This window comes from Cupriavidus sp. 01L45 (genome assembly GCF_056399885.1).
In genome coordinates this window covers 64,826-90,361 of the sequence record NZ_JBFTSG010000056.1, presented here as the reverse complement: position 1 = coordinate 90,361, position 25,536 = coordinate 64,826, and the positions used below count along the sequence as shown (strand labels likewise).

Here is a 25,536-nt window from a genome sequence, read left to right as displayed (position 1 = left end):
TGATGACTCTGCCGCCATGCGCGGCCACACCTGGAAAATACAATGACCACCCCGTTGCTCGAACACCGCCTGCGCGAACCGCGCGTGCTGCTGGCGCCCGGCGTCTATGACGCGTTCTCGGCGCTGCTGGCCGCGCAAGCGGGATTCGAAGCCCTCTACCTGTCCGGCGCCGCCGTGGCCTACACCCAGCTTGGGCGCTCCGACGTGGGGCTGACCACCGCGACGGAGACGGCGGATATCGTCGGCAGGATCACCGACCGCGTCGACGTGCCCCTGATCGTCGATGCCGATACCGGCTACGGCAACGCGCTCAACGTCATCCGCACCGTGCGTTCGCTAGAACGTGCCGGCGCCGCCATGATCCAGTTCGAGGACCAGACCTTCCCCAAACGGTGCGGCCACCTGGACAACAAGCGCGTGGTCTCCACCGCCGAGATGTGCGGCAAGCTGAAAGCCGCCCTGGACTCGCGCACCTCGCCGCAAACCCTGATCCTTGCCCGTACCGACGCGGTTGCCATCGAAGGACTCGATGCGGCGATCGAGCGCGCCGAGGCCTATGTGGAGTGCGGTGTCGATGCGCTCTTTATCGAGGCGCTGCGCACCGAGGAAGACATGGCCCTCGTGTGCGAGCGCTTCGCGGGACGCATTCCGCTGCTTGCCAATATGGTGGAAGGCGGCAAGACACCCGTGCAGAGTGCTGCCGCGCTCGGCAGCAAAGGCTTCCGGATCGTGATCTTCCCTGGCGGCGTCGTGCGCTTCCTCGGTGCGCAGATGAAGCATTACTACTCGACGCTACTTGAGCATGGCACTACCGCGCCGATGCGCGATGCCATGCTGGACTTTGACGGGCTGAATGCCGTGATCGGCACCCCGGAACTGATCGCGCGGGGCCAGCGCTACGGCGAGTGAGGGCGGCGGCCATCTCCCGGGCGATGGCCGGTTCCGCCTGGCATCAGTCGTCGGCCGTAAAGCCGGAAGCCTCCACGATGGGCTTCCACTGCGCGCGCTGCGCCTGGATGGTCTTGCGGGCTTGCGCGCCGGGCTGTCCCGCCATCTCCATGCCGAGCGCCGCCATCCTGGCGCGCACGTCAGGCTCCTTCACCGCGTCCAGCAATGCCTTCTCCAGACGTGCCACGGTCGCCGCGGGCGTGCCCGCGGGCACAAACGCGGAATACCAGCCCGATGCCATGTCGAACCCCGGTACGCCGGCCTCCTGCAGCGTCGGGACATCGGGCAGCAATACCGAGCGCTTCGTGCCGGTCACGCCGAGAAAGCGGATCTTGCCCGCCCTGTGCAGTTCCATCTGGCCGCCTATCGCATCGACGCCGATGGGCAGCGTGCCCCCGATCTCATCCGTCAACATCATCGCCGCGCCACGGTAGGCCGTCGGGGTCAGCGGCACATCGATGGCCTTGCGCAGCGTGAGTACACCGAAGTGAACGGTGCCGCCCAGCGTGACCAGGCCAAACCCGGTGGATGCCGGATTGCGTTTCACCCACGCGATGTACTCCGGCATCGTCTTGTAGGGCTGGCTGACACTGGCAGAGGCGACCAGGGGCACGTCCGCCAGGTAGGCGACGGGCACGAGATCCTTGTCGGGATCGTAGGGCAGCCGCTTGTAGGTCAGCGGAAAAATGGTGAACGGAGGCGCGGGCGAGATGAGGATGGTTTTTCCATCCGGGGCGGCACGCTTCACGGATTCGAGCGCCAGCCGGGCTGAAGCGCCGGGCCGGTTCTCGACCAGAATGGTTTCGCCGAGCGAGACGCGCAGCTTTTCCGCGACCGTGCGCGCGAACACGTCCAGTGCTCCGCCCGGTGCAAAGCCGATGACGATGCGTGTGGGGGTGTCGGCGCTGGCGGCACCGGCCGCAGCCGGCACGCCTGCCGCGACGACGGCAACGGCGGCCGCGAGCGCGGTTGCCAGCTTAGGCCAAGAGAAGCGATTGTGCATGTCTGATTCCTGTGTGGTGTGCCGTGTGGTGTGCCGGGTCATGCCGCGGCCGGCTCGAGCGTCGTGTCCGGCTCCAGCGGATATATCGGCCGCCGGAGGTTCTCGAACGGAAACAAGCTGTAGTCCGAGCTGCAAACCCCCGGTCCGGCCACCAGCACGATATGCCGGGCAATCGGGCCGAACCCTGCGCGGAAGTGCTGGCGCGACTTGATCAGGATGTACTTCTTGCGCGCCAGGTCGATGCCCGCATGCGTGAACACGCCGGTATCGAACGGCTCCTGCGGCTTCTCGCAGACCATCACCAGGACGCCGCCCGCCTCGAGCACCGCGACCCGGCCAAGGCTTAGCCGTACGCCGGTAAACATCGGCCCGGTCACCTGGTAGTTGCCATCGGTAATGCACTTCACCCGCCCGGTCAGCGTCAGGGGCTGGCCTTTGAGGCGCAACGCCGGCATGTCGGTCCTGCCGCCCACCGCGACCGTGATCTGCTGGCCTATGCCCGCCCGGATCATCTGTTCGACGGCGGCCGGGTCCCAGAACGGGCCGGCCACGACATCGTCGAGGCCCTGGCGCATCACTTCGGCCAGCACGCTCATCTGGTCGGTCGGGCCGCCGGCGCCGCAATTGTCGCCATGGTCCACCAGCACCACGGGGCCGCCGTCGAGCGTCCTGGCACGCGCCACCGACTCCGCCATCGGCTCGATCGGGAAAACAAAGTCGGCGCGGCGTGCCCAGGCCATTGCCGTCAGTTCGTCCAGCAACTGGCGCGCGGCATGTTCGCGCCCGGCATCGGCCACGATCACCACGGTCAGGCCAACGTGCGGGATATCGGCGAGCGGAAATCCGCCAAACACCGAGGCATTGAGCACTTCGCCATCGCGCTCCGCCGCCATGGCGCGGTCCATGATGTCTTTCATGGGCTGGTCCTGCGGGGTCTGCCGCAGCATATGCGTGAGCATCGGCAAAGTGCGCGACAGGATGACCGGCGTGGCCTCGCCGCGCAGCGCGGCCATCAAGGTACGCGCCGCCCGCGCGCCGGTCTCGTACACGTCTACGTGGGGATAGGTGCAGTAGCCGGCGATGGCCGTCGCATTGCCCACCAGCGTATCGCTGAAGTTGGCGTGGAAATCCAGCGCTACCGCAATGGGCACGCCAGGCGCCACGGCACGGATGCGCCTGAGCAGTTCGCCCTCGGCATCGGGATAGCCCTGCGCCACCATCGCGCCGTGCAGGTCGAGCATGACGGCGTCGCAGCCTTCGCGCACCGCCGCCACGATGGCCCCGGCCATCGATTCGAACGCTTCGGCGGTCACGATGCCGCTCGGCACCGCGTTGGCCAGCAGCGGCATGACGAACTCGTCGCCCTGGCTGCGCACCATGTCGATAAAGGCCGCGGCGGCATTGTTGGTGCCTTCGCAGGCGCGGATGGCAGCCTCGCCGGATACCGGCCCATCCACGCCCGTGCCCCGGCAGAACGACGAGAGCGGCGTCGCGATAGGGGAGAAAGTATTGGTTTCATGCCGCATCAGGGCAATGACAAAGCGCATCTTCTTATCCTTGGGCTGCATGGCTTTAGTTTGCATCGAGGTTGACTGCCTTCGCGATCGCGCCATAGCGGGCGGACTCGGCCTGGAGGAATTTGCGGGCCTGCGCGGGCGGGCTCAGCACGGGTTCGTAAGCCAGCGACTGCAGGCGTGCGATGAAGTCAGGCTCTTCCACGCTGCTCTTCACCTCCCTGTACAACCGCTCGATGATCGGCTGGGGCGTGCCGGTCCTCACCACCAGCGCCAGGTTGGCGCGCACCAGCAGTGCATCGGGGCTATCGGCCTTTTGCGTCTCCACCCTGGGGAACTGCGTGACGGCATGGCCCTGCAGCGTGGCCAGGGGCTTGACCTTGCCGTCGGTGACATAGGCCGCCGAGGAACCGATCACGTCGACGTGCGCGTCGGTCTGGCCGCCGATGAGATCGGCCATGGCCGGCGGCGAGCCGCGATAGGGAACGATGGTGAAGTCCAGGCCGTTGCTTTGCTTCCAGCTGGCCAGACCCAGGTGGGCCGCACCGGCCACCGTGTTGATGCTGATCGAGACCTTGCCGGGGTTGCTGCGGATATACGCCTTCAGGTCGGTCAGGCTTCCCTCCTTGCGGTCGGAGCGGGCGACGATCCAGTGCGGCACCGTGTTCAGGATGGTGACCGGCGTCAGGTCGGTGTCCGGGTTGTAGCGCAGGCCCTTGATGACGTACTGGTTGATGTTGAGCGAGCCATCGCTGGCGAGCAGCAGGGTATAGCCCTCCGCCTTGTCCTTCAGGGCCGACATGACGCCAGGCACGGTGGCGCCGCCCGCGATGTTCTCGACCATGACGGGTTGCCCGAGCCGCTTCCCCAGCTTCTGGGACAGCGTGCGCGCGACGATGTCGTAGGACCCGCCCGCGGGGAACGGCACGACCAGCCGCAACGGCCGCTCGGGCCAGGCTGCATGGGCCGCGAAACTCGCGGAGAGAAGGCTGGCGCCGGCGATGGCCGCCTTGACTGCTGCACTGAACTTGATCACTTGCTTGTCTCCTGACCTTGGATCTTTGTGCTTCCCGTTGCCGCGGGAACGGCGGCGCGACGCAGGCCTGCCGGGGAAGAGGCGTGCTCATGACGGCACTCCGATGGCTCACTATAGAGGAGCCCACAATCAACCAAAAGCGAATTAAAATTGATAGTTGTTGAGCATTTGGTTAATGACCTGGTTAATGCCGCGGCGAGGTCTTCCTGCTTTTTTATCGCCGCAGATCTCCCTTGGAATCCCCCATGCCGCCCGCCGTCCATCCCGTTCACGCCCTGCTCGCCCGACTCAAGTTCCGGCACCTGCGCGTCATCCTTGCGCTGGACGAGCTGCAGAGTGCGGCCGAAGTCGCGGCACGGTTCCATATCAGCCCGGCGGCGGTGTCGAAGACATTGGGCGAAGTGGAGGCCATCGTGGGCATGCCGTTGTTCGAACGTGGACGCCGCGGCATGCGCGCCACCGACATCGGCCGGGAGATGATCGACGGCGCGGCATTGGTGACGGCGCAACTGAGCCGCCTGGCCGAGTCCCTGCAAGCCGTGCGCGCGGGCACGCGAGGCCAGATGAGCCTGGCCTACCGGACCACATCGGTCCAGCCCGCACTGGCGCAGTTGCTCTGCGCCTTTCATGCGGGCAATCCAGGGGTGGATATCAGCGTGATCGATGGCGGCATCATGGACCTGATCAGCCAGGTCGAAGAAGGCGAGCTCGATCTGTTGTTTGCCTACGAAGACCCACGCCTCGAGCGCAAGGACTTGCGCCATGCGCCCATCATTCCCGGACAGAAACTGGTCATCGTCGCCAGCACGACGCATCCGCTGCTAGGGCGCGCGCGCATCACCGCGCAGGACCTGGCCGACCAGCAGTGGTGCATTCCGGCGCATGGCGCGCGCATGCTGCACCACCTGCACACCGCATTCCGCGCGCTGGACATGCCGCCGCCGGAGCGCGGCATCCGGACCAGCGACGTGACCATGACGGTCAACCTGCTCCAGGCCGCGCACTTCCTGGCCGTGTACCCCGAGCGCATCGCCGCCCAACTGGCGGCGGCGAATCTCGCCACGGTACTGCCGTTCAAGCTGGCAAGCCAGGTGGAACCGGTGGTCATGGTGTGGAATGGCGCGCTGGCGCCGCGCGCCCCGGCGCGCGCCTTTCGCGATTTCATCCTGCAGCACGCGGCGGAGATGCCGGCGGATCCGTCGGCGTGGCTGGCCAATGCGGGATTGATGAACCCGGCGAACGGCTCGTGACAAGCGGCGCTCGCCTCTTGCAGCGCGCGCACGCTTGCCGTACGCTGCCTGCCCAGCCCGCCAACCGGACCCCGGACATGTCACAGCAAAAACCCGCCAGCTCGCTGGTCTACTCCACGGAACACGGCCGTATGTGCCCCGGCTGCGGCAATGCGCTGGCGGCCTGCACCTGCGGCAAGGCCCGGCCGGTCGCGCAGGGCGACGGCATCGTGCGGGTTTCGCGGGAGACCAAGGGCCGCAAGGGCAAAGGGGTGACGCTGGTGCGCGGCATCGCGCTGGATGCGCTGGCGCTGGCGCAACTGGGCAAGGAACTGAAAGCCGCCTGTGGCTCGGGCGGCACCGTCAAGGATGGCGTGATCGAGATCCAGGGCGACCACTGCGACACGGTGATGGAAAAACTCCGTCAGCGCGGCATGACGGTGAAGCGGGCCGGTGGCTGAGCAAGAGTCCGCGGGATCCGCTTACCTGGTGCGCTGCTTGTAAACGATGCTGCCGTCGGCCTTGCGCTGGGGCACGACCGGGTTGCGGGAATTGCACACTGGGCAGCGGAACAGCGGGCCCTGGCCTTCGTCCTTGACCGTCACGTCCTTGGGGTCCCAACGCGTCTGGCACGACTGGTTCTGGCAAGTAAAAAACATCTTCATTCTCCGTAATAGGCGCGGATCGTAGCACGGCGGGCGAATGCGGCCCCGGCTGGTGCGCCATCCTGCGCATCGGCGTCTCTGCCTCGCCTCCTTCGCGCTCTCCGCCTATTCTGCTCCGTTTCCGAAAACGGATAGCCCTGCGTCCGTGCGCCAGCCCGCCGCGCGGCTGGCCGCGCACAGCCGCGGTGCAGGATCGCGCGGCGGCGGGCTGGCGGGCACCGCCGGCGGGCGCAGCCACGTTGGCGGCCCGGCGGCCATGCACCCGCTGTGGCGCTGAAGGCGCGTCCCGCGGCAAGCCATCGCCCGCCGGCATCGGTGAATATCCCCGTGCCGCGGTTGCCGATTTCGGATAACGCCCCTGCCACGCGCGTTCGTAGACTGGCCTCATTGCAAAGCGCACCAAGGAGCCAGCAAGTGAACGAGGTAAGCACCAGGGCCTTCACGCGACGGCCGGGCACGGGACTGGCGGCAGCGGCGATATTGAGCGCGCTCGCCATGCCTGCGCCCGCCGCCAACGCCGCCGAATTGCCGCCCGAAACCCTTTCCGTGCAGGCGCTGGCGCCCGCCGACGACAGCCGCCTCTATATCTCCGATGTGGCGTTCAAGCACATGGTGGACGGGCGCCTGCACGTGGTGGACGGCAAGCGCATGCGCTACCTCGGGCTGGTACCCACCGCGTTCGGCGGGCAAAGCGTGCTGTCGCCGGACAGGCGCACGCTGTATGTGATCTCCACGTTCTACACGCGGCTGGCGCGCAGCGAGCGCACCGACGTGGTCAGCCTCTATGACACCGCCACGCTGGCCTACCGCAGCGAGATCGTGATCCCGCCCAAACATGCGCAGTCGCTGAACTACCGGGGCATCGCCACCGTGTCCGCCGACGGGCATTTCCTCTACGTGCAGAACGCCACGCCAGCCACCACGGTCAGCATCGTTGACCTGCAGGCCGGCAAGTTCGTGGCGGAGGCGCAAACCCCGGGATGCTGGGGCGTGTTTGCCACGGAGGCTTCCAGCCTGCGCTTTCGCACCCTGTGCGGCGACGGCACCATGCTGACGGTGACGCATGACGCCAGTGGCCAGCCCAGCGGTCAAAAGCGCAGCGCGCGCATGTTCGATCCCGATACCGATCCGGTCTTCCTGCACAGCGAGCGCGTCGGCAACACGCTGACCTTCGTGTCCTTCAACGGCAATGTGTACAGCGCCGACCTCTCGGACGAGACGCCAGCGTTCGCGCAACCCTGGCCCGTGGTCGACGCCGCCGACCGCAAGGCTGGCTGGAAGCCGGGCGGCTACCAGTTGTTCGCGCTGCACGCCGCCACCGGCCGCCTGTACCTGGGCATGCATCCGCGCGCCAAGGACGGATCGCACAAGTCGCCCGCCGCCGAGATCTGGACCATCGACCTGGCCCAGCGCAAGCGCGTTGCCCGCGCGCCGGGGCAAAACGCGCTGGCGCTCACGATCACGCAAGGTTCCCAGCCAACGCTCTACGTGCTGGACGCGGCAAAGGCCKGCGTGGTGTCACTGGACCCGGCCCGCGGACTGAAGCCGATATCCCGCCTGGACCAGGTCGCGGAGAACGCGGTGCAACTGGAGCTGCATCAATGAGCGCCGCCGAAATCTCCGACGTATTGCGCGATCCCGTCATGGTGGCGGCCTGCTCCGCCGCCGCCGCGCTGGTGCTGGCGCATTCCCTCTGGCCCAAGCTGCGCGACTTCACCGGCTTCCAGGCCGCCGTGAGTGCTTACCGGCTGATGCCGCAGGCATGGTCGCGCTGGGTGGCGCTGGCCTATGCCGGCGCCGAGGCGGCCAGCGTGGCGGCGCTGGTAGCCACGCCGCTGCAGCCGGGCGCGGCGCTGCTGGCGGCCCTGGTGGTGGCGATCGCCAGCGGCGCGGTGGGCATCAACCTGCTGCGCGGCCGGCGCGACATCCGCTGCGGCTGCGGCAGCGCCGCCGACAGCTTGCGCCTTTCGCCGGGCCTGCTGGCGCGCAACCTTGGACTGCTCGCGGTGCTGGGGCTGGCCGCGGCAACGGCGGCCGGCCTGGCGGCGGACGCGGCGCCGCGCGCGTTCACCTTGCTCGACTACCTGGCGGCCGGCTTCTGCGCGCTTGCGCTGCTGTTGCTGTGGCTCGGCGCCACGCAAGTGCTGGTCAATGCCGATCGCGCCGCCGCGCCCTCTCGCCGCACCCATTCAACCTACTCGTGAGACTGCCATGACTGCCCTTGTGATTGCCAATATCGTGCTGTGGATCGCCGTGCTGGCGCTCCTGTTCGGCTTCTACGCGCTGGCCCGCCAGGTCGGCATCCTGTTCGAACGGGTCGCGCCGATGGGCGCGCTGGTGATCGACGCCGGCCCGCGCGTGGGCGATGCGCTGCCGCCCTTTGCCCTGCGGGACGTGCGCGGCGGCCCGGTTGCGGTGGGCGGCGCGCAGCCGCGCAGCACGCTGCTGTTCTTTCTCTCGCCCACCTGCCCGGTGTGCAAGAAGCTGCTGCCGGTGCTGAAGTCGATGCAGGCCAGCGAGGCCGGCTGGCTGCGCGTGGTGCTCGCCTCGGACGGCGAGCAGCCGGAGCACCTCGCCTTCCTGCGCCAGGCCGGGCTGGAAGCCTTCCCCTATGTGCTGTCGCCCGAGCTAGGCATGCACCTGCAGATCGGCAAGCTGCCGTATGGCGTGCTGATGGACGAGCAAGGCACGCTGCGCGCCAAGGGCCTGGTGAATTCGCGCGAGCAGCTGGAGAGCCTGTTCACCGCGATGGACCTGAATGTGGGCTCGGTGCAGCAGTTCCTGGAAACGCGCGCCTGAATGCGGCTGAGCCTGACTGAACCCGAGTGAACCTGACTGAAGGCAGGAGAAAACAAGCAATGTGGCTTGACCGATTTTTCGAACACCAGACGCGGCGCGCGGCGCAGCGCACCGGCCGGCGCAGCATGCTGGCCACGCTTGGCAAGGTCATGGTGGGCACGATGGCATTGCCCGTCCTGCCCTTCGACCGCAGCGCGCATGCGGCGGTCGCGCATGGCGGCAAGGCCGCCGGCCCGCAGGCAAACGACGAGACCGCCTGCGACTACTGGAAATACTGCGCCGTGGACGGTTTCCTGTGCTCGTGCTGCGGCGGCAGTTCCACCACCTGCCCGCCCGGCACCGAGCCCTCCCGCGTCTCGTGGGTAGGCACCTGCCACAACCCGGCCGACGGCAAGGACTACATGGTCAGCTACAACGATTGCTGCGGCAAGACCACCTGCGGGCGCTGCGAATGCAATACCAACGAACGCGAGCGGCCGGGCTACCGGCTGGGCGTGCACAACGATGTCAACTGGTGCATGAGCAACGACAGCACCATGTTCCATTGCACTACCTCGATCATCCTCGGAGTCCAGGAATGAAGCTGTCCTTGCCGTGGCTGCCGCCACGCTCCGTTCCCGCTCGCCTGCTGGCCGTGTGCATGGCTTGCGCAGCGCCCGCGGGCACCGCCCTTGCCGACTCGCTGGCCGATCAGGGCAAGGCCTTGTTCGGCACCCATTGCGCCGCTTGCCACAATGCCGACGGATCCGGCATTGCCGGCGTGGCGCCCCCGCTGGCCGGCGCGCTGCGCGAGCGGCTGGCGTCGCCGGCGGGGCAAACCTATCTGGCCAATGTACTGACCCATGGACTCGCCGGCCCGATCCAGTCGCAGGGCCAGTCGTTCAACGGCATCATGCCCAGCTTCGCCAGCCTGCCCGACGATGCGCTCGCCGCCGTGTTGTCCTGGCTGGCCGCGAGCAACGGCGTACCGGAGCAAGCGGTGAGCCCCGATGCGCTGGCCCGCGCACGTGCCGAGCGCAAGACCCCCGGCGCCGTGCGCAAGCTGCGCGATGCGGGGCAATGACATGGCATCGCCGCGACCACGCTCCTCGCGTCCGGCCACGCTGCGCGGCCTCGCATTCGTGGCGCTGGCCACGCTGTCGGCCGCCGCGAGCGCGCAGGCCGAGCTGCGCCACGCGCGCGACAACTATCTGCTGCACTGCTCCGGCTGCCACCAGCCCGACGGCCGCGGCAAACCCGGGGCCGGCATTCCCGACATGCGCGAGACCGCGCCGCTGCTGCTTGCCACGCCGGCCGGCCGCGCCTTCCTGATCCAGGTGCCCGGCACCTCGGCCTCCGCGCTGAGCGACAGCGAGATCGCCGGCCTGATGAACTGGCTGCTGCCCGAGCTGACCGGACACCGCGATGTGGCCGCGTTCAGCACCGAGGAAGTGGGACGCTACCGCCGCCAGCCGCTTGACGACGTAAGCGCGCATCGCGCCGCCATCCTGGGCGGCGCCGTTGCCCTGCCTGATGCAACACCTGCGGCAACACCTGTGGCAACGCCGGGCACCACCGCCCGCGCGAGCCCGCGGCCGATGTGACAGACTCACGTACCCAGGCGCATCATCGCGGCAGGAAAAGCCAGAGACGCGGGACAAGGACAAAGACCGAGGAATGAGACGATGAACCCCATTGGCAACACCACCAATAGCGGCAAACCACAAGACGCAGGCACCGGCGCCGCGCCGGCCAGTCCCGAACAACGCTCGCGGCGCGACTTGCTAGGCCGTCTCGCGGGCGCGACGCTTGCCGGCATGGCAGCGGGCGTAGCCGCAAGCGGGGCCAGCGCGGCGCCTCCCGCCGGCAGCGGCGGCGCATCGAACGCATCCGGCGCGTCCTCGCCCGGCCCGGCGGCAAGCGGCCCGAACCCCATCGTGATGATGCCGGCATGGCAGCTCTCGCGCGCCATCCATGCACGCCAGCTTTCCAGCCGCGAGGTGATGACCGCCTATCTGGACCACATCGCGCGGGTCAATCCCGGCGCCAATGCCATCGTGGCGCTGCGCGAGCGCGAGGTGCTGCTGCAGGAAGCCGCCGCCTGCGACCAGGCGCTCGCCGCCGGACGCCCTGCGGGCTGGATGCACGGCATGCCGCAGGCGCCCAAGGACCTGGCGCTCACACGCGGCATCCGCACCACCTTCGGCACCCCGATCTTTCGCGACAACGTACCGACCGTGGACGCCATCATCGTAGAGCGCGCACGCGCCGCCGGCGCGGTGCTCATCGGCAAGACCAACACGCCGGAATTCGGGCTGGGCTCGCAAACCTTCAACCCGGTCTATGGCGCCACCCGCAACCCGTTCGACGCCGGCCGCACCGCCGGCGGCAGCAGCGGCGGCGCGGCCGCGGCGCTATCGCTACGCATGCTGCCGGTAGCTGACGGCAGCGACTTCGGCGGCTCGCTGCGCAACCCGGCCGGCTTCTGCAACGTCTACGGCATGCGGCCCTCCGCCGGCCGCGTGCCCTACGGGCCGGCCGCCGAAGTCTTTATCCAGCAACTCGGCTACGAAGGGCCGATGGCACGCACCGTGGCCGACGTGGCCCTGCTGCTCGCCACGCAAGCCGGGCCCGATCCGCGCACACCGCAAGCGCTGGCGCAAGACCCCGTGCTGGCCACGCTCACTCCCGCCAACGTAGCCGACGCGCTGAAGACCAACCTCAAGGGCAAGCGCGTGGCATGGCTGGGTGACTGGCATGGCTACCTGTCGATGGAAGCCGGCATCCTGCCGCTGTGCGAAGACGCGCTCAAGGCCTTCCCGGCCTTCGGCGTCAGCGTGGAAGCCATCAAGCCACCGTTCTCGCCCGAGCGGCTCTGGAAGACGTGGCTGGTGCACCGTCATTTCCTGGTCGGTAACGGCATGCTGGCCTTCTACCAGGACCCGGCCAAGCGCGCGCTGCTCAAGGACGCCGCGATCTGGGAAATCGAAGGCATGCTCAAGCTCAGCGCCAGCGATATCTACGCCGCCAGCATGGAACGCACCGCGTGGTATCAGGCACTGCTCGGCGTATTCAAGGATTTCGACTACATCGCCGTACCGACCGCGCAGGTGTTTCCCTTCGACGTGAACCAGCCCTGGCCGAAGCAGATCGCCGGCCGCGAGATGGATACCTATCATCGCTGGATGGAAGTGGTGTTCCCGTGGACGCTGTCGGGATGCCCCGCGATCAGCGTCCCGGTGGGATTCGGGCCGCAGGGGTTGCCGATGGGGATGCAGCTGATTGGAAGGCCGCGGGATGATCTGTCGGTGTTGCGCCTGGCACGGGCTTATGAAGAAGAGCGGGATTGGGTGGGCAAGCGGCTGCCGTCGGCGATGATGGGGTAAAGCGAGACATCACACTCCTGCCAGCGCCCGTCCTCTCCCGCAGGCGGCGCAAAGAAGAGCGATGGCGCCAGATCACGACCCGGTGTAGCCGTGTGGAGCGCCCCCAAGGGCGGTCCACACCCCAGCGCGATGCGAAGCGAGCCGTCAAGGTGTACCAGGCCGTATGGGGCGCCTTCTTTGCCTACTTTCTTGGCAAGACAAGAAAGTAGGTCGCCCCCCGCAGGGGGGTGAAACCGCCTTTGACTTTGCAGTTAAGCAGTTAAGCAGTTAAGCCTTTGACGTTGACCTAGAAACAGTCACCGACGGCAACTCCCCAAAAAACGCCCGATACTGCGCCGCAAACCGCGGCAAATGCGTAAACCCCCACCGCGCCGCCACAGCCCCCACCCCCTCCAACTCCGCCGCCTGCCGCCCCCGCAACGCCTGCCGCACCCCATTCATCCTCACCGCCCGCACAAACTCCAACGGAGCCAGCCCGGTAACCTCGTTAAAGCTGTATTGCAACGTCCGCCGGGAAACCCCGAGCCGCTCGCACAGCGCCAGCACGCTCCAGGGCGCCTCCGGCGCAGCCCGCACCATCTCATAGGCCTGCGCAACCAGCCGCCGCCGCGCCGGCGGCGTAGGCAGCAAGGCATCACCGCTGTCATGCGCAAGGGTGGAAACCACCGCCATCAGCAAAGCATCCCGCATCGCGCTTTCAACAAACCGTTGATTGAACAAGTCGCTCTGCACCGCTGCCGCGGCCAGCACCGCCAGCATCGCCGCGCGGAACTCTTCCGAAGCGGCACGCCGCACCTCGGTAGCCGGCTGCAAGCGCATCAGCAGACCGGCCTCCCCCTCGCGTTCCAGCACGCGCTCCAGCGCAGGCAAGGGCAAGGTCACGCCAAGCAGGTCCAGCCCCGGTGGCGTGCGCATGGCCAGCGGCTTGCCATTGCCTGCCTGCAGCACGGTATCGCCGCTCATGCGGTAGCCGGCGAACCAGCCGTCCTGGCACTCGCGGTGCGGCAGGGCAATGGAGAGATAGCCGCGCCGCGCCTCGCCCTCTTCCAGCAAGGCCTGGTTGGTCTGTTCGCGGAATACGTGGACGTCGCCGTAGGTAGCCTGCTGCACTTCGGCAAGGAAACGCCCCGGCGTGAGTTGCTGGTAGCGCTGCTGCCAGCCGTCGAGACCGCCTGCCGCCATGGTTGCCTCGGTGGCTACCAGGTGGCGTACCGGGCGCGCGCCGGCGCCTGTGTCGAGGGGCTCTGTGTTGCTGGGCATGGGCGGCAGCCTGTGGGGGCCAATCAACACCATCGGCGCCGGCCTGGCATGGCCACGCGCGCCAAGGCTTTCAGGTGCGGGACTGCGCAACGATTGTATAGCTGGCCCGGGCCGCCGTCGATGCACGGCGCAACAAGCCGGCGCCACGGCAGGGTTTGCCCGGAAACCACCTTTGCATTTGTTGACAATAACCGCGGCGAAGGCCGCCTAGAATGCGGCGCTATTCAAAGCGGGCATCGATATGGGATCCAATCGCAACAAGTTGCTGGGCTACGTCGCGCTTTGCATGGTGGGGTTCGCGCTGATCACCGTGCTGTGCGTCACACTGCAGGACGACAACGAGCAGCGCGCTGCGCGCAAGGTCCGGCAGATGGATAGCCGCGCCATCGCTACCGCCACCGTGCCCGCCGCCAGCCACGCTGGGCAGCATACGGCCGCGAACACGCCGCGCTGAGCGCCGGCGCACCCTGCTCAACAGGGCAGGATGATGGTAAAGGTGGCGCCGGCGCCCGTGGCGCTGACCAGCCTGATCTCTCCGCCGTGGCGCTCCACCACCGTCTTGACGAACACCAGGCCAAGCCCGCTGCCGGCGGGCGCGTCGCGGCCGGTGCCGTGCAGACGCGCGAAGGGCTGGAACAGTCGCCCCTGGTCTTCCTCGGCAATGCCCCTGCCCTGGTCCGCCACATCGATCGCCAGCCCCTTGGGCACGCGGTACAGGCGCACCGTCACGGTGCTCTGCGGCGGGCTGAACTTGATCGCATTGCTGACGAGGTTGGCAATGGCCCGGACCAGCAGCACCGGCTCGGCCACCACCTGCGTCTGTTCCTCTTCCAACTCGATCTTTAGCGCGATGCGCGCGGCGCTGGCCAGCGCCCATAGTTCGTCGGTGGCGTCCAGCACCACGCCGGCCAGGTCGACTTCGACGAAGCTCAGGTGCGGCGCCTCTGCGCGGGCCAGCCGGATAAAGTCGTCGGCCAGGTCCAGCGTGCGGCTGGCGTGCTCGCCGATGCGGGCCAGCAGGGTCGCCTCGGGCAGCGCCCGGCCGGGCTCGTTCTGCAGGTCGATCAGGGCGAGGATGGAGGACTGCGGGGATCGCATGTCATGCGAGATAAAGCGCAGGGACTCCTCGCGCCGCCGCTCGGCCACGCGCACCTGGGTGATATCGATGACGCTGACGATCAGGCCGGCCACGCCGCCGGTGTCACTGCGCAGCGGTGCGCCGCGCAGCAGCATGGGACGTTCGCCGCGGGCTTCGAGTTCCACGCCGGGCGGGGCCTGCGCCGGCTCCGCGTGGACGGCCTCGCCGTCGGCAAAAGCGCTGCGCAACTGGTCCCAATAGTCCAGCCCTGCCTTGGGCTGGGCGAATACTTCGTCGATCATTTCGCGAATGCCGGGGCGCGGCGCGCTCATGTCGGCCAGCGGCCCGAGCGTGCGCGGCGCCAGCAGCAGGCCACGCCGGTTGGCCAGCAGCACGCGCCCCGACGGATCGCAGATCACGGTGGCTTCCGGCAGGCCTTCCAGCCCGTCCGACAGGAACTGGCGCAGGTCGCGCAAGCGGGTGGTCATGCGGTACACCGCGCGCATGCGGGTATCCAGATTGCGGCCGGATTCGCCCTCGCCGGCGGGCATGGCCAGCAGGCCCGGCTCCTGCTCCAGCTGCGCCAGCTCATCCGTGAGGAACTTCAGCGCCGCTTCCTGGCGCCGCCAGCTCCACAGCGGGTAGAACAGGCTGCAACCCAGCAGGGCGCTGGCCGGCGCGAACCAGAGGTGCCCGAGCACCACCAGCAGCAGGCTGGCGGCCAGCGAGCCAATCAGGAGCACCGCAGTGACCAGCAGCGCGTTGCGCGGCGTCGTCGCCAGCGAGGCGAGGCTCGCCAGCAGTACCGGCAGCAGGGTGCATAGCCAGAACCACGGCGCGGGCAAGGTGACGATGGCGCTGTCGTTCTGCAGCGTCTGCATGGCGTTGGCGATGATTTCCACGCCACTCATGCCATGCCCGCTGCGGGATACCGGCGTGGGAAACACGTCGCCCAGCCCGCTCGCGGTCGCACCGATCAGCACTGACTTGCCGCGGAAGAAATCCGCGGGCAGCGCGCCGCCCAGCACATCGAGCACCGAAACCAGGCGGAACGTGCCGGGCGGCCCGGCAAATGGAATGCGCAACCGGTAGTTGCGCATCCAGCCATCGGCGCCCAGGTCATTTGCCTGGTCGTCGTGCCGGTAGCTGGACACCGGCCGCGGCGGCTCGCCGAAACCGACCATCGCGACCGAGAAATGATTGAGTTGCCGGCCCGGCAACCCTTCCTGCAGGAAGACCTGGCGGGCGATACCGTCGAGGTCCACCGCGATATTGATGTGCCCCACCCCGGCGCCCAGGCCGGTCAGCGGATAGCGCACCATCAGGCCATCCTGCCCCGCTTCGGCCAGCGCGGGCAACACCACGTTGCCCGCGCGCGCCATGCTGCCTGCCAGCGCGCGGTCGTCCTCGGGATGCAACTGGTCGGGCTCGGAGAGGATCACGTCGACGCCGATCACGCGTGGGGCATCGGCCGCGATGCGCCCGATCAGGTCGGCCAGCACCCAGCGGCGCCAGGGCCAGCGGCCAATGGCGGAGATGCTGGGATCGTCGATGGTGACGATCACGATGTCGTCACTGGGGGCGTGATGCTGGGCCGCGACAGACAGGTCGTAGACCGCCGTGTCGGCGCGCTCGCTCCAGCCGAATGCGGCGCAAGCCACCACCAGCGCCAGCACCGCGGCCGTCAGCACGGCCCACTCGATCAGCGTGCGGCGCTGATAGCCAGCCAGGATGCGCGCCAACACACGGCGCACGGAGTGCGCGCGCGAGCCGGCGCGCGCGGCCAGCCGGGCCAGGCTAGTTGGCACGATTGAGCAGACGCCCGCCAGCGCTCACGGGCTGGCCCTGCGCATCGCGCACATACTGCTTCACCTCGATGCGTTGGGGCGCGGAGAAGTGCGGCCGCGCTGCCGGGCTAACGGTAGCGGCATTGGTTGCGGCATTGGTTGCGGCAGCCGCTGCGCCCTCACGCCCCACCCGCACGAAATACGTGCCGCTGCCAGGACGGGGCAAGCGGCCTTCGTTCGTTTCCGTGCGCACGTCCGCCACGATCTGCGTAAAGGCTTCGTCGGACGCCATCTGCAGCCGGTAGGCTTGCGCAGCGCCGGCGGCGCCGGCTGCCGGCCAGGCGATGCGCAGCGTGTCGCCGCCATCGTCCTCCAGGCGCGGCTGCGGCGGCGACGGTTCCAGCGCGAACGCCCCCGGCTCGCTCCAGGGACCGGGCTGGCCACCGGCGTCAAGCGAGCGTACCCGCCACCACCAGCGGCCCGGCGCGAGCGCCTGGCTGGCCGACGGCGCGGCGCTTCGCGCCTGCATGGCGCCCTGCCTGAAGTCCGCGTCGGCCGCCACTTCGAATTCGTATTGCGCCGCGCTGGCGACCTCGGCCCAGCCGAACGTGACCGTCTCGCCGTACGCAGTGCCGTTGCGCTCGGGCTCCAGCGTAAAAGGCGGGGGCGGGTTGAGCCGTACCGCGAACGGCAGCACCACGCCCGCGCCGCCGAGGTGCGTGGCATCCAGCGCGCTTACGCCCAGGTAGAGCTCGCCTTCGGGCAAGTCCTCAAGCGCGGCTTGCTCGGCGCTGACGGTCTGGGAGGACAGCAGCTCGGTCTGGGCCGCATCGCGCGAGACCACCACGCGGTAGCCGGCGGCTTTCGCCACCGGCGACCAGCTCACCGTGGCGCGGCTGGCCAGCAGGGGCTGGGGCAGCGGCGCCAGCACCGGCGCGGGCAACAGCGCGGCCGGCCGCGCCAGCACGCCCGTTGGCGATACGCTGACGCCATAGCCGGCGCCCACCACCGCCTGCTGGCCACGGCGCGAGCGTGCCTGCACTTGCCCTTCGAGCACGGCGCTCTGGCTGGCGCCAGCCTCGGTGCCAACGCGAAAGCGCGTGCCGCGCACGCCAGTCACCAGCGAAGGGGTACGGATTTCGAAGCGCCCGACGCCCGTGCCGCGCGGCGCCACGCGGGATTCCACCTCGCCCTGACCGACGCCGAACACGGCGTCGGTCAGGCCCGAGCGGGCGAAGGCCCGCAGCCTGCTGACTTCCATCCTGGAGGCGGGCGGCAGCGTGACGCGGGAGCCGTCGCCCAGTTCCATGGTGACGGTGCCGCCTGCGCCGGTTTCAATGCGGGCGCCTTCGGCGAGTTCCATGCCAGCCTGCAGCTCGCGGCCATCCGCGCTGGCCGGCCCTGTCACAAACACCACGCGGGCGGTGCCGTTGGTGACCGGAATGTGGACCAGCGGGATGCGCAGGCGCATGCCGGGCGGCAGGCGGTAGGGGTCCGCCACCTTGTTCAGTGCCTGCAACTCGCGCCAGCGGGCGGGTTGCGCCATGAAACGGTCGGCCACGCCGATGAGCGTGTCGCCCGGGCGAACCAGATAGATAAAGTTGGCGCCCTCTGTGCCCGCTGCCTGCGCGGCGGCGTCGAGCGGCCACGCGGCCCCCAGCACACCAATCCATCCGGCCACGCCGATTGCGCCGATTGCATCGATTGCGCCCTTCGCACCCGCCTCGCCAGATCGCACTGCGATGCCGCGCTTCCTGCCTGCCGCCATTTCGAACCACTTCATAAACTCAGTCTTCCTGCTTATCCTGCAAACCCTGCGAATCCCACAAATCCGTCAACCCCTGCAAGTCGTGCAAGTCCTGCAAACCCTACAAGTCCGGCTTGCCCAAAGCGTCCGGGGTATTCTGGTGCTCCTGCTTGTCACCGTCTCCCGCGGCTTCGAAACGGTAGCCGTGCGAATACACGGAGRTCAGGCGCACGCCGTTCTCGGGCCGCAGCGCCAATTTGATCCGCAAGCGCGAGATATGCGTGTCGAGCGTGCGCGAGCCCGCCCCGATGTCACGGCCCCAGACAGCTTGTTCCATCACCTCGCGCGACACCAGGCGGCCAAGGTTGCGGAACAGGAACAGGGCCAGGTCGAACTCGCGCGGCGAGATCTCCGCCTTGTTCTCGCCGCAGGTCACGGTGCGCGCTTGCGGATCCACACGGTAGTTGCCCACCCGGATCACCGCGCTGTCCTGCTGCGCCTGCGGATAGGTGCGGCGAAGCAAGGCGGAAACACGCGCCACCAGCTCGGCGCGCCGGATCGGCTTGATCATGTAGTCGTCGGCGCCGGCGCCCAACCCGGCGACGATGTCTTCCTCCATCGCGCGGCTGGTCAGGAACAGGATGGGCGGATTGGGACCGGAGTTCTGCCGTACCCAAGTCACCACCTCGAGACCGCTCGTATCGGGCAATTGCCAGTCCACGACAAGAAGGTCGAACGCCTGCTCGCGCAGCGCCCGCAGGAACGTGCTGCCATTGGCGAAGCACTCGCACTCATGGCCTGCCGAGACCAGGATCTGCTGGATCAGCTCGGACTGGCTCTTGTCGTCTTCCACCGAAGCTATTCTCATACTTACCTCTTCCTTGCCGCCATGTTCCGCCCCGCACTTCCTGCGCACTTCTTGCGCAACTCCTGCGCAACTCCTGCGCAACTGCTGCGTTCATCCCGCGTTTTCCGTCAGGGAGAAAGCGCGAGCGCGAGCAGGCCAGGCCAGGCGCGTAGGGGGGAATGGTACAGAATCGGGCGTCGCCACGCCAAGACTGGCGTGGGGGGGGTACCGCGCACCCGCATCGCCCCCGCCCCCCGGGGCGTAGCACCATTATTGCAGCATGTAGGTTTCGTACTCGAGGCGATCGAGCTTGCGGTCGAGCATGTAAACAGCCAGCGCCACCACGACCAGCAGCGAGATCGCGAAACCGTAGCCGTACCAGGCCGGGCCCAGTTGCAGCGTCACCGCGGTGAGCGCCAGGTTGAGGATCACAAACAGCCCGGTGAGCAGCAGCACTTCGCGCCGGCGGTCGAGGTAGAAGTAGATATTGAGCACCCCGAGCAGCACCACCTGCAGGCTGGCGCCGATCACGTCCACATACAGCAGCGGCAGGTAAAGCTCCGAGATGCCCAGCGCCCCCAGCACCCAGCTGCCCACCACGAACAGCAGCAGCGCCGCGATGGCCTGCACCTTGACGATCTCGTACAGCCCCAGGCGGATCGTCTGCACCATGGTGTTGCGCATATCCTCGATATGCTCAAGCGAGCTGCCGCCGCGCACGGCGTTGTAGAAGGCGTCGTAGTACTCGACGAAGTCCGTCTCGATGCGCACCAGGAACACCGCCATGCCGGGGATGATCGCCAGGTAGGCCAGGAACACCGGGATGTCGTAGATGATCGATGCGTGCAACGGTCCGATCACTTGCTGTCCGGTGGACGGCGAATACCAGAACATGAACTTGTCGAGCCAGATGCCAAGGTTGTACAGCAGCCCGATCGCCATCAGGCTCGGGTAGGCATAGCGCCGCTGGAACACCTCGAACGACATGAAGCGCTGGCTGGTGTAGTTGCGGTAGATCAGCACCACCATCGCCGTCAGCAAGCTCAACTGCCCGGCCACGAAACCCAGGAGCAGGCCTTCAAGGCCATAGCCGCGCAATGCCAGCGCCGCCGCCACCGTCAGCGTATAGCCAAGCAGGAAGGTCCAGACGATAGCCTTGTACTGCTTCATGCCCGTCAGGAAGATCACCGCGATCCAGATATTGCTCATGACCACGAAGCCCGCGGTCATCAGCAGCCGGTAGAGCACCGACTGGCCCTGGAAGGCGAAGAGCGCGCAGCCGATGCCGGCCGCGCCCGCCAGCACCGTGACCAGCAGGGCCACCGCGTGGTAGTTCGACAGCACCAGGCCATCGCGCTTCTCGAACAGCCGGTCCGATGTGAAGCGGGTAAACGAGAGCTGCATCGGCCCGGTCAGGATCAGGCTGACCGCGATCAGGTAGGTCACCGACACCTGGAACTGTGTCACCAGGCTGCCCGGCACCACGAAGGGCAGGCTCAGCAGGCCGATCAGCAGGATGCCGACAATCGACAGGACCCACGGCCCGGAGCTGATGATGCCGGCATAGGCGTACGCGCCGAGCATGCCCGACAGGCTGTCCCGCCGCAGCATCTTGCGTAGTTCGAAACCAATCCCCGCCATTTCAGCGCCCTCCCTTCATGGGGCAGCCCGCGGCCTGGGCCGCCCTGGCGGGCGACGCGCCCGCAGAGGACGCCACCCGTGGCTGCGCCATCAGGCGCGTGTACAGTTCGCGGTAGCTGCCCACCATCATCTCCTGCGTGTAGTACCGCTCCACGCGCTGGATGCCGGCTTGCTGCGCGGCATGCCAGGCGCGCGGGGAACCTAGCAGGCCGATCGCCTTCTCGGCCAGCGCGGCCGGGTCGGCGATGCGCACCACGTCGCCGGCGGCGCCCAGTGCGGCATCCTCGCCGGGCAGGCCGAAGATCAGTTGCCGGCACGAGCCCACGTCGGTGGTCACGCACGGCACGCCAGCGGCGAAGCCTTCCAGCACCGCCAGCGGCAAGGCCTCGCTGATGGAGCTGAGTACCAGCACGCCCACCTTGGGCAGCAGGTCGTCGATGCGCTGGAAACCCAGGAATTTGACCTTCCCGGCGAGGCCCAGGCTCTCGGCCAGGCTGCGGCATTCCCGCGCGTATTCGGGATCCTCGTCCTCGGGTCCCGCGATCCAGCCCTCGGCATCCGGGAACTGCCGCACCACGGTCAGCATGGCGCGGATAAAGGTCTTGATGTCCTTGATCGGCACGACCCGCCCGATCAGGCACAGCACGGGCGGCACGCCGGACGCGCGCCGGGTGCGCAGCGCGGCCAGCCGCGGCAGGTTGATGCCGTTGGGAATATTGCGGGTGCGCTCGGCCCTGGCGCCGTCGGTCACCTGGCGCTGGCGGTTGCCCTCGTAGAGCGCGACGATGGTGTCGCCGGCGTCGTAGCACACGCGGCCCAGCGTTTCGAAGAAGCGCACCCACAGCTCGCGGAAATAGCTGATCTGCGAGATATCGCGCTCGAACACGTTGCGGTTGTCGCGGATCCACTGGCTCTGGAACAGGTCGATCTTGCGTTCCTTGGTGTAGATGCCGTGCTCGGACACCAGCAAGGGCCGGCCCGTGCGGTAGTGCAGCATGGCGCCGAGGAAGCCGGCATAGCCGGTGGAAACCGTGTGGTAGACCCTGGCCGGGATCAGCCCCTCGGCAATGCGCGCCAGCTGCCACAAGGGCTTGTGCATGATGCGCACGGTCCAGAAGTAATCGGTGAAGGACGGATCGGTGCAGTACTGGCGATATTGCTCGGTGATGGTGCGCCAGGCATTGCGGCTGTACAGGAATGCATCTTCCGACAGGTTGCCGCCGTCATTGAGCTCGGGCATCAGCTCGCGGATCAGTTCGCCGGCCTCCTGCTCGCGACCGGGCTGGCGCAGCACCTCGTGCAGTTGCGCCGAGGCGGCGAAGGTATCCGGATCGCCGTCGCTGCCGTGCACCAGCGGCGGCGGCGCGAAGTCGTAGAGGAAATGGGTCTCCAGGTGCACGACATTGTCCGGCAACGCATAGACCATATCGCCGTAGTCTTCGCGGCGGCTGCCGATAAAGACGATGGCGAAGCGGATTTCCGGGAACGCCCGGATCATCTGGTTGACCCAGCTCGACACCCCGCCGCTCACATACGGAAAGGTGCCCTCAAGCAGCAGGGCCACATCGGCCGAGTCGGCGCGGGGCGAAGGGGTATTGCTCATGATTGCCAGTAACGCAGCAGGGGCCGTACCAGTGGCAACGGCGATGGGCTGTCGAACAACAGCAGGATGGTGCGCACGGCGGCGTAGTCGCGCTCCAGGTAGGCGGCTTCGGCCAGCAGCGGCAGCGTGCGCTCTCGCGCAAAACCCAGCGCCTCGGCCCGCTCCAGCCACTCGCGCGCTTGCGCGGGCTCGTGGCGGTTCAGGGCCAGGCGGCCACGCATGTACCACAGCCCGGCCTGTTCAGGGTCCACCTCCAGCGCGGCGCGGGCGTAGCGCTCGACCTGGTCCGCGGTGTAGCGGTAGACGTCGCCTTGCACCAGGTTCTGGTAGATCAGCTCCCAGTGCAGGTCGGCCAGGCGCTTGTTGATCTCGCCGCGCTCGCTCGCGTCGAGGGCCTCTTCAAGACGCGGCAGCTCGGCCATGATCTGCTGGGTCAGTTGCTTCTCGGCGCCGTCCAGCATGCCGTAGGCCAGCAGGCGCACGTCGTCGGCGCTATCGGCCAGCAGTTCGCGCAACACCGGGCTGGATGTGCGCGCCGGCATCGATTGCATGGCCACCAGCGCGGTCATGCGCTCGGGCAGCGGCGCGCGCGTATTGCCAAGCTGCGCGCGCAAGCGGGCGCCTCCGCCATGGGTCACGCGCGAGATCAGGTGAGTGACGAACACCGGCAGTCCGACCAGGCCAATGCCGGCCGTCTGGCGCGGGCCCGGGAACAGGCGCGCGATCAGCAAGCTGCCGAGGCAGACGATGGCACCCGCCATCGGCACCAGGAAGCAGAACGCGAACAGATAGCCGTAGCTCCACGCGAACGGCACGCGGAAGCGCCGAGGCAGCAGGCGCCACAGCACTATCGCGATCATCGCGGCGGCAATCCCCTGCGACAGCAGGAAAGCCAGCAGCAACGGCGTGCTGGTACCGGCGCGCGCCAGCAGCGCCAGGGCTGCGATTTGTGCGGTGAGGCCGCCGACGCCGAGCTTACCCACGGGCAGCCTCGCCCAGTGCCACGGGCACCGGTACCGGCGCCGGGTGTACATCCACATGACAACGGTGCAGCAGCCGGATCAGCGGCTCCACCGGTGCGCTGGCTGGCACGGCCAGCATATGCACGCCGATGCGCGCGGCTTCGAAATCCGTGCCGAACTGGGCTCGCAACATGTCCTCGATCCGCACCAGGTAGGCCGAGGCCGCCTCGTTGTCGGACAGCGGCATCAGGGTCAGCAGCGCGCGCTGGTGCACACTGGTAAGCGGCCATGCCACGTCGAGCGCGCGGCGGCTGCGGATGACCTGCTCGAACAGCGCATCGCGGGACTCGTCCAGGTCGAACACCAGCGCAACGATCGTGCTTTCGATGCCGCTATCGCGGCGCAGCCGGGACAAGCGGGCGTAGTCCAGCGCGAAGTCGTACGGGCAGCCTGGCACGGCCGCCTCGATGGCTCGGGTGGACGCGGCATGCTCGACGCCATCGGCGTAGTAGCCCATCAGCACCATCAGAAGTTGCAGGTTCTCGTAGCTGAGCGACAGGAACGGCATGCGCTCGACCACCAGCAGGCCAACCAGCTTGTCGGCCCCGGACAGCACCGGTGCCACCGCCACATAGCGGGTCTGCGGATGATCCGGCGACTGGCGCGACAGCCCGCCGGCCTGCAGGTGCGCCAGCTGGCGCGTCTCCAGGCAATGGCGCACCAGCGCATCGTTGGCGTCGAACTCGAATGCCGGGCCAACTTGCGCCGAGGCCTCGTCCGCCACCTTGTCGCCAACGACCGCGTACAGCGCTGCCCCTTCCACCTGGCAGGCCTGCGCCACCACTTGCAGCATGGGGCGCGCGCCAACCAGCGCACTGCCGGACGCGCTATCTTCCAGCGTCACGGCACGCATTTGCGACAGCGTATCGCGCAGCGTGGTGGGCCTGGCCAGCAGGTCGTTCTCCAGCCGCGCGTGGGATACGCGCAGCAGGTAGTGGTTCTTGGTCAGCGCGGCAAGGCGCTCTTCCAGGTAGCGATTGACGGCGCGCGCGCGCGCCAGCCGCGTGCCCCACACATCGCCGAACTGCCCGGCCACCAGCACCGTCAGCAGCCCTCCCAGGAAGAACAGGCGCGGAAATGCCCCCGGCTGCGCTCCGACCTGGTGGAAAAAGAACCAGCCAGCCAGCATCATCAGCACGCTACCCACGCCAATCAGCGTGCCATAGCGCAGCGCCAGTATGATCGGCAGCAGCCATGCCCAGGGGAAACCCAGCCCGAGCAGCAGGGGGTTGTCGGGCAGGACCGCGTATCCCAGTGCCATCGCCAGGGCCATCGTCACCACCAGCTCGACCGCAGAGACCGGTCCGCTCGTGGCGGGCGCGAGCAACCGCAAATAGCGGCCGCCCGCGCCGATGCCTTGTCCTTCCCGTATCTTGTCGGCTGTATTGGCCACGATCACGCTCTCCCGCGACTCAACCCTGGCGCAGCGGCGCCAGCAGGCGGCGCAGCAGCTTCTGCGCGGTACCGGACAGCGATTCGCGGCTCCAGCCACTGTCGCTGCCGGTGGCGGTCCACACCACCTCGCCGGTGCTCACGTCGAGCAGCTGCAGGGAAATGCCCACCGCCGGCTCGCCATCCACGCCGACCTTGTAGCGCCATTCCTGCACCGCGCCGGTGAGGGCATAGCGCACCTTCTGGGTACGCGCCCATTCCAGCGCCTTGCCCACCGATTCCCGCTCGGCCGGCTCGAACAGCGTTTCCGGGTTCAGGCTGGCCGGATAGCGCTTGACGTTGGCAATGCCGCCGGTCTTCAGCAAGCTCTCCGCAATCGCCTCGGCGCGCAGGCCCGCTTGCGGCGTCTCGGTGTAGTTGACGATCGGCAAGACCGCCAGCGATTCGCCGGCAGGCAGCGCGGGGGCGCGGCCCACGTCGGTCACCGCGCATCCGGCCAGCCAAAGGGCCGCGCCCAGCGCACCGCACCAGCCCAGCAGTCGTGCCGCGCGGTTCTGCTTCGTGCTAGTTTTCTCCATGACTCACTCCCCTTCTCGATTG

24 protein-coding genes are annotated in these 25,536 nt (G+C 68.0%); 11 read left to right on the top strand and 13 right to left on the bottom strand.

Annotation, left to right across the window (positions count from 1 at the left end; translation table 11 throughout):
- Positions 1 to 42: 42 nt before the first annotated feature.
- Positions 43 to 909: an isocitrate lyase/PEP mutase family protein gene (locus tag AC1DT6_RS31195; protein ID WP_441625883.1), complete on the top strand. Its 867-nt coding sequence runs from the start codon at positions 43 to 45 to the stop codon at positions 907 to 909.
- A 43-nt stretch (positions 910 to 952) separates the two neighbouring features.
- Here the strand turns inward: AC1DT6_RS31195 and AC1DT6_RS31190 are convergent, their stop codons facing one another.
- The 3 genes from AC1DT6_RS31190 to AC1DT6_RS31180 are packed head-to-tail and all read right to left on the bottom strand — an operon-like array spanning position 953 to position 4,498.
- On the bottom strand, positions 953 to 1,951 hold the full coding sequence (locus AC1DT6_RS31190; protein WP_441625881.1) for a tripartite tricarboxylate transporter substrate-binding protein: 999 nt from the start codon (positions 1,949 to 1,951) through the stop codon (positions 953 to 955).
- Between the two features lie 38 nt (positions 1,952 to 1,989).
- A complete protein-coding gene (locus AC1DT6_RS31185) occupies positions 1,990 to 3,498 on the bottom strand; it encodes a M81 family metallopeptidase (RefSeq protein WP_441626074.1) in 1,509 nt (502 codons plus the stop codon).
- Positions 3,499 to 3,523: 25 nt separating this feature from the next.
- Positions 3,524 to 4,498, bottom strand: coding sequence for a Bug family tripartite tricarboxylate transporter substrate binding protein (locus AC1DT6_RS31180; protein ID WP_441626072.1), 975 nt, complete (start codon positions 4,496 to 4,498; stop codon positions 3,524 to 3,526).
- A gap of 248 nt (positions 4,499 to 4,746) precedes the next feature.
- Between AC1DT6_RS31180 and AC1DT6_RS31175 the strand changes: the two genes are divergently transcribed.
- Positions 4,747 to 5,751 (top strand): LysR family transcriptional regulator, encoded by a 1,005-nt coding sequence (locus AC1DT6_RS31175; RefSeq protein WP_441625879.1) that lies wholly within the window; start codon positions 4,747 to 4,749, stop codon positions 5,749 to 5,751.
- Positions 5,752 to 5,828: 77 nt separating this feature from the next.
- Positions 5,829 to 6,191, top strand: coding sequence for a translation initiation factor Sui1 (locus AC1DT6_RS31170; RefSeq protein ID WP_441625877.1), 363 nt, complete (start codon positions 5,829 to 5,831; stop codon positions 6,189 to 6,191).
- Positions 6,192 to 6,212: 21 nt separating this feature from the next.
- Here the strand turns inward: AC1DT6_RS31170 and AC1DT6_RS31165 are convergent, their stop codons facing one another.
- The gene (locus AC1DT6_RS31165) at positions 6,213 to 6,389 is read right to left on the bottom strand and encodes a hypothetical protein (RefSeq protein WP_200876849.1); all 177 of its coding nucleotides are present in this window, start codon (positions 6,387 to 6,389) and stop codon (positions 6,213 to 6,215) included.
- A gap of 420 nt (positions 6,390 to 6,809) precedes the next feature.
- Here AC1DT6_RS31165 and AC1DT6_RS31160 point away from each other — a divergent pair, with 420 nt between their 5' ends.
- The 7 genes from AC1DT6_RS31160 to AC1DT6_RS31130 all read left to right on the top strand — a co-directional run bounded on the left by AC1DT6_RS31160 (position 6,810) and on the right by AC1DT6_RS31130 (position 12,559).
- On the top strand, positions 6,810 to 8,000 hold the full coding sequence (locus AC1DT6_RS31160) for an amine dehydrogenase large subunit (protein ID WP_477115191.1): 1,191 nt from the start codon (positions 6,810 to 6,812) through the stop codon (positions 7,998 to 8,000).
- Positions 7,997 to 8,599: a MauE/DoxX family redox-associated membrane protein gene (locus tag AC1DT6_RS31155; protein ID WP_441635509.1), complete on the top strand. Its 603-nt coding sequence runs from the start codon at positions 7,997 to 7,999 to the stop codon at positions 8,597 to 8,599. Before AC1DT6_RS31160 ends, AC1DT6_RS31155 begins: the two co-directional genes overlap by 4 nt.
- A 7-nt stretch (positions 8,600 to 8,606) precedes the next feature.
- Positions 8,607 to 9,194, top strand: a complete 588-nt coding sequence (gene mauD / locus AC1DT6_RS31150) for a methylamine dehydrogenase accessory protein MauD (protein WP_035875734.1) — start codon at positions 8,607 to 8,609, stop codon at positions 9,192 to 9,194.
- A gap of 59 nt (positions 9,195 to 9,253) precedes the next feature.
- A complete protein-coding gene (locus AC1DT6_RS31145; RefSeq protein WP_441635507.1) occupies positions 9,254 to 9,775 on the top strand; it encodes a methylamine dehydrogenase light chain in 522 nt (173 codons plus the stop codon).
- Positions 9,772 to 10,257 (top strand): c-type cytochrome, encoded by a 486-nt coding sequence (locus AC1DT6_RS31140; protein ID WP_477103972.1) that lies wholly within the window; start codon positions 9,772 to 9,774, stop codon positions 10,255 to 10,257. The genes AC1DT6_RS31145 and AC1DT6_RS31140 overlap by 4 nt, the downstream gene beginning before the upstream one ends.
- A 1-nt stretch (position 10,258) precedes the next feature.
- Positions 10,259 to 10,777, top strand: a complete 519-nt coding sequence (locus tag AC1DT6_RS31135; RefSeq protein ID WP_441635503.1) for a cytochrome C — start codon at positions 10,259 to 10,261, stop codon at positions 10,775 to 10,777.
- A 213-nt stretch (positions 10,778 to 10,990) separates the two neighbouring features.
- Positions 10,991 to 12,559, top strand: a complete 1,569-nt coding sequence (locus AC1DT6_RS31130; RefSeq protein ID WP_441635513.1) for an amidase — start codon at positions 10,991 to 10,993, stop codon at positions 12,557 to 12,559.
- Between the two features lie 267 nt (positions 12,560 to 12,826).
- On the opposite strand, the gene AC1DT6_RS31125 is transcribed toward AC1DT6_RS31130, so the two are convergent.
- Positions 12,827 to 13,819 (bottom strand): helix-turn-helix domain-containing protein, encoded by a 993-nt coding sequence (locus AC1DT6_RS31125; RefSeq protein ID WP_441635501.1) that lies wholly within the window; start codon positions 13,817 to 13,819, stop codon positions 12,827 to 12,829.
- A gap of 241 nt (positions 13,820 to 14,060) precedes the next feature.
- Between AC1DT6_RS31125 and AC1DT6_RS31120 the strand changes: the two genes are divergently transcribed.
- On the top strand, positions 14,061 to 14,273 hold the full coding sequence (locus AC1DT6_RS31120; protein ID WP_441635499.1) for a hypothetical protein: 213 nt from the start codon (positions 14,061 to 14,063) through the stop codon (positions 14,271 to 14,273).
- Positions 14,274 to 14,290: 17 nt separating this feature from the next.
- Here AC1DT6_RS31120 and AC1DT6_RS31115 read toward each other — a convergent pair whose 3' ends face one another.
- The 8 genes from AC1DT6_RS31115 to AC1DT6_RS31080 form a co-directional block, all read right to left on the bottom strand.
- Entirely contained in the window at positions 14,291 to 16,705 is a 2,415-nt protein-coding gene (locus AC1DT6_RS31115) for a CHASE2 domain-containing protein (protein WP_441635497.1), read from the bottom strand.
- Positions 16,695 to 18,467, bottom strand: a complete 1,773-nt coding sequence (locus tag AC1DT6_RS31110; protein WP_441635495.1) for a FecR family protein — start codon at positions 18,465 to 18,467, stop codon at positions 16,695 to 16,697. Before AC1DT6_RS31110 ends, AC1DT6_RS31115 begins: the two co-directional genes overlap by 11 nt.
- Positions 18,468 to 18,552: 85 nt before the next feature.
- A complete protein-coding gene (locus AC1DT6_RS31105; RefSeq protein WP_477115190.1) occupies positions 18,553 to 19,299 on the bottom strand; it encodes a response regulator transcription factor in 747 nt (248 codons plus the stop codon).
- Between the two features lie 249 nt (positions 19,300 to 19,548).
- Positions 19,549 to 20,919, bottom strand: a complete 1,371-nt coding sequence (gene pelG, locus AC1DT6_RS31100) for an exopolysaccharide Pel transporter PelG (RefSeq protein ID WP_035870095.1) — start codon at positions 20,917 to 20,919, stop codon at positions 19,549 to 19,551.
- A 1-nt stretch (position 20,920) separates the two neighbouring features.
- Positions 20,921 to 22,522, bottom strand: a complete 1,602-nt coding sequence (gene pelF, locus AC1DT6_RS31095; RefSeq protein ID WP_441635489.1) for a GT4 family glycosyltransferase PelF — start codon at positions 22,520 to 22,522, stop codon at positions 20,921 to 20,923.
- Entirely contained in the window at positions 22,519 to 23,505 is a 987-nt protein-coding gene (locus AC1DT6_RS31090; RefSeq protein ID WP_441635488.1) for a tetratricopeptide repeat protein, read from the bottom strand. Before AC1DT6_RS31090 ends, pelF begins: the two co-directional genes overlap by 4 nt.
- The gene (locus AC1DT6_RS31085; protein WP_441635486.1) at positions 23,498 to 24,943 is read right to left on the bottom strand and encodes a PelD GGDEF domain-containing protein; all 1,446 of its coding nucleotides are present in this window, start codon (positions 24,941 to 24,943) and stop codon (positions 23,498 to 23,500) included. The genes AC1DT6_RS31090 and AC1DT6_RS31085 overlap by 8 nt, the downstream gene beginning before the upstream one ends.
- Before the next feature lie 13 nt (positions 24,944 to 24,956).
- The gene (locus AC1DT6_RS31080; RefSeq protein WP_441635484.1) at positions 24,957 to 25,514 is read right to left on the bottom strand and encodes a penicillin-binding protein activator LpoB; all 558 of its coding nucleotides are present in this window, start codon (positions 25,512 to 25,514) and stop codon (positions 24,957 to 24,959) included.
- Between the last annotated feature and the right edge of the window lie 22 nt (positions 25,515 to 25,536).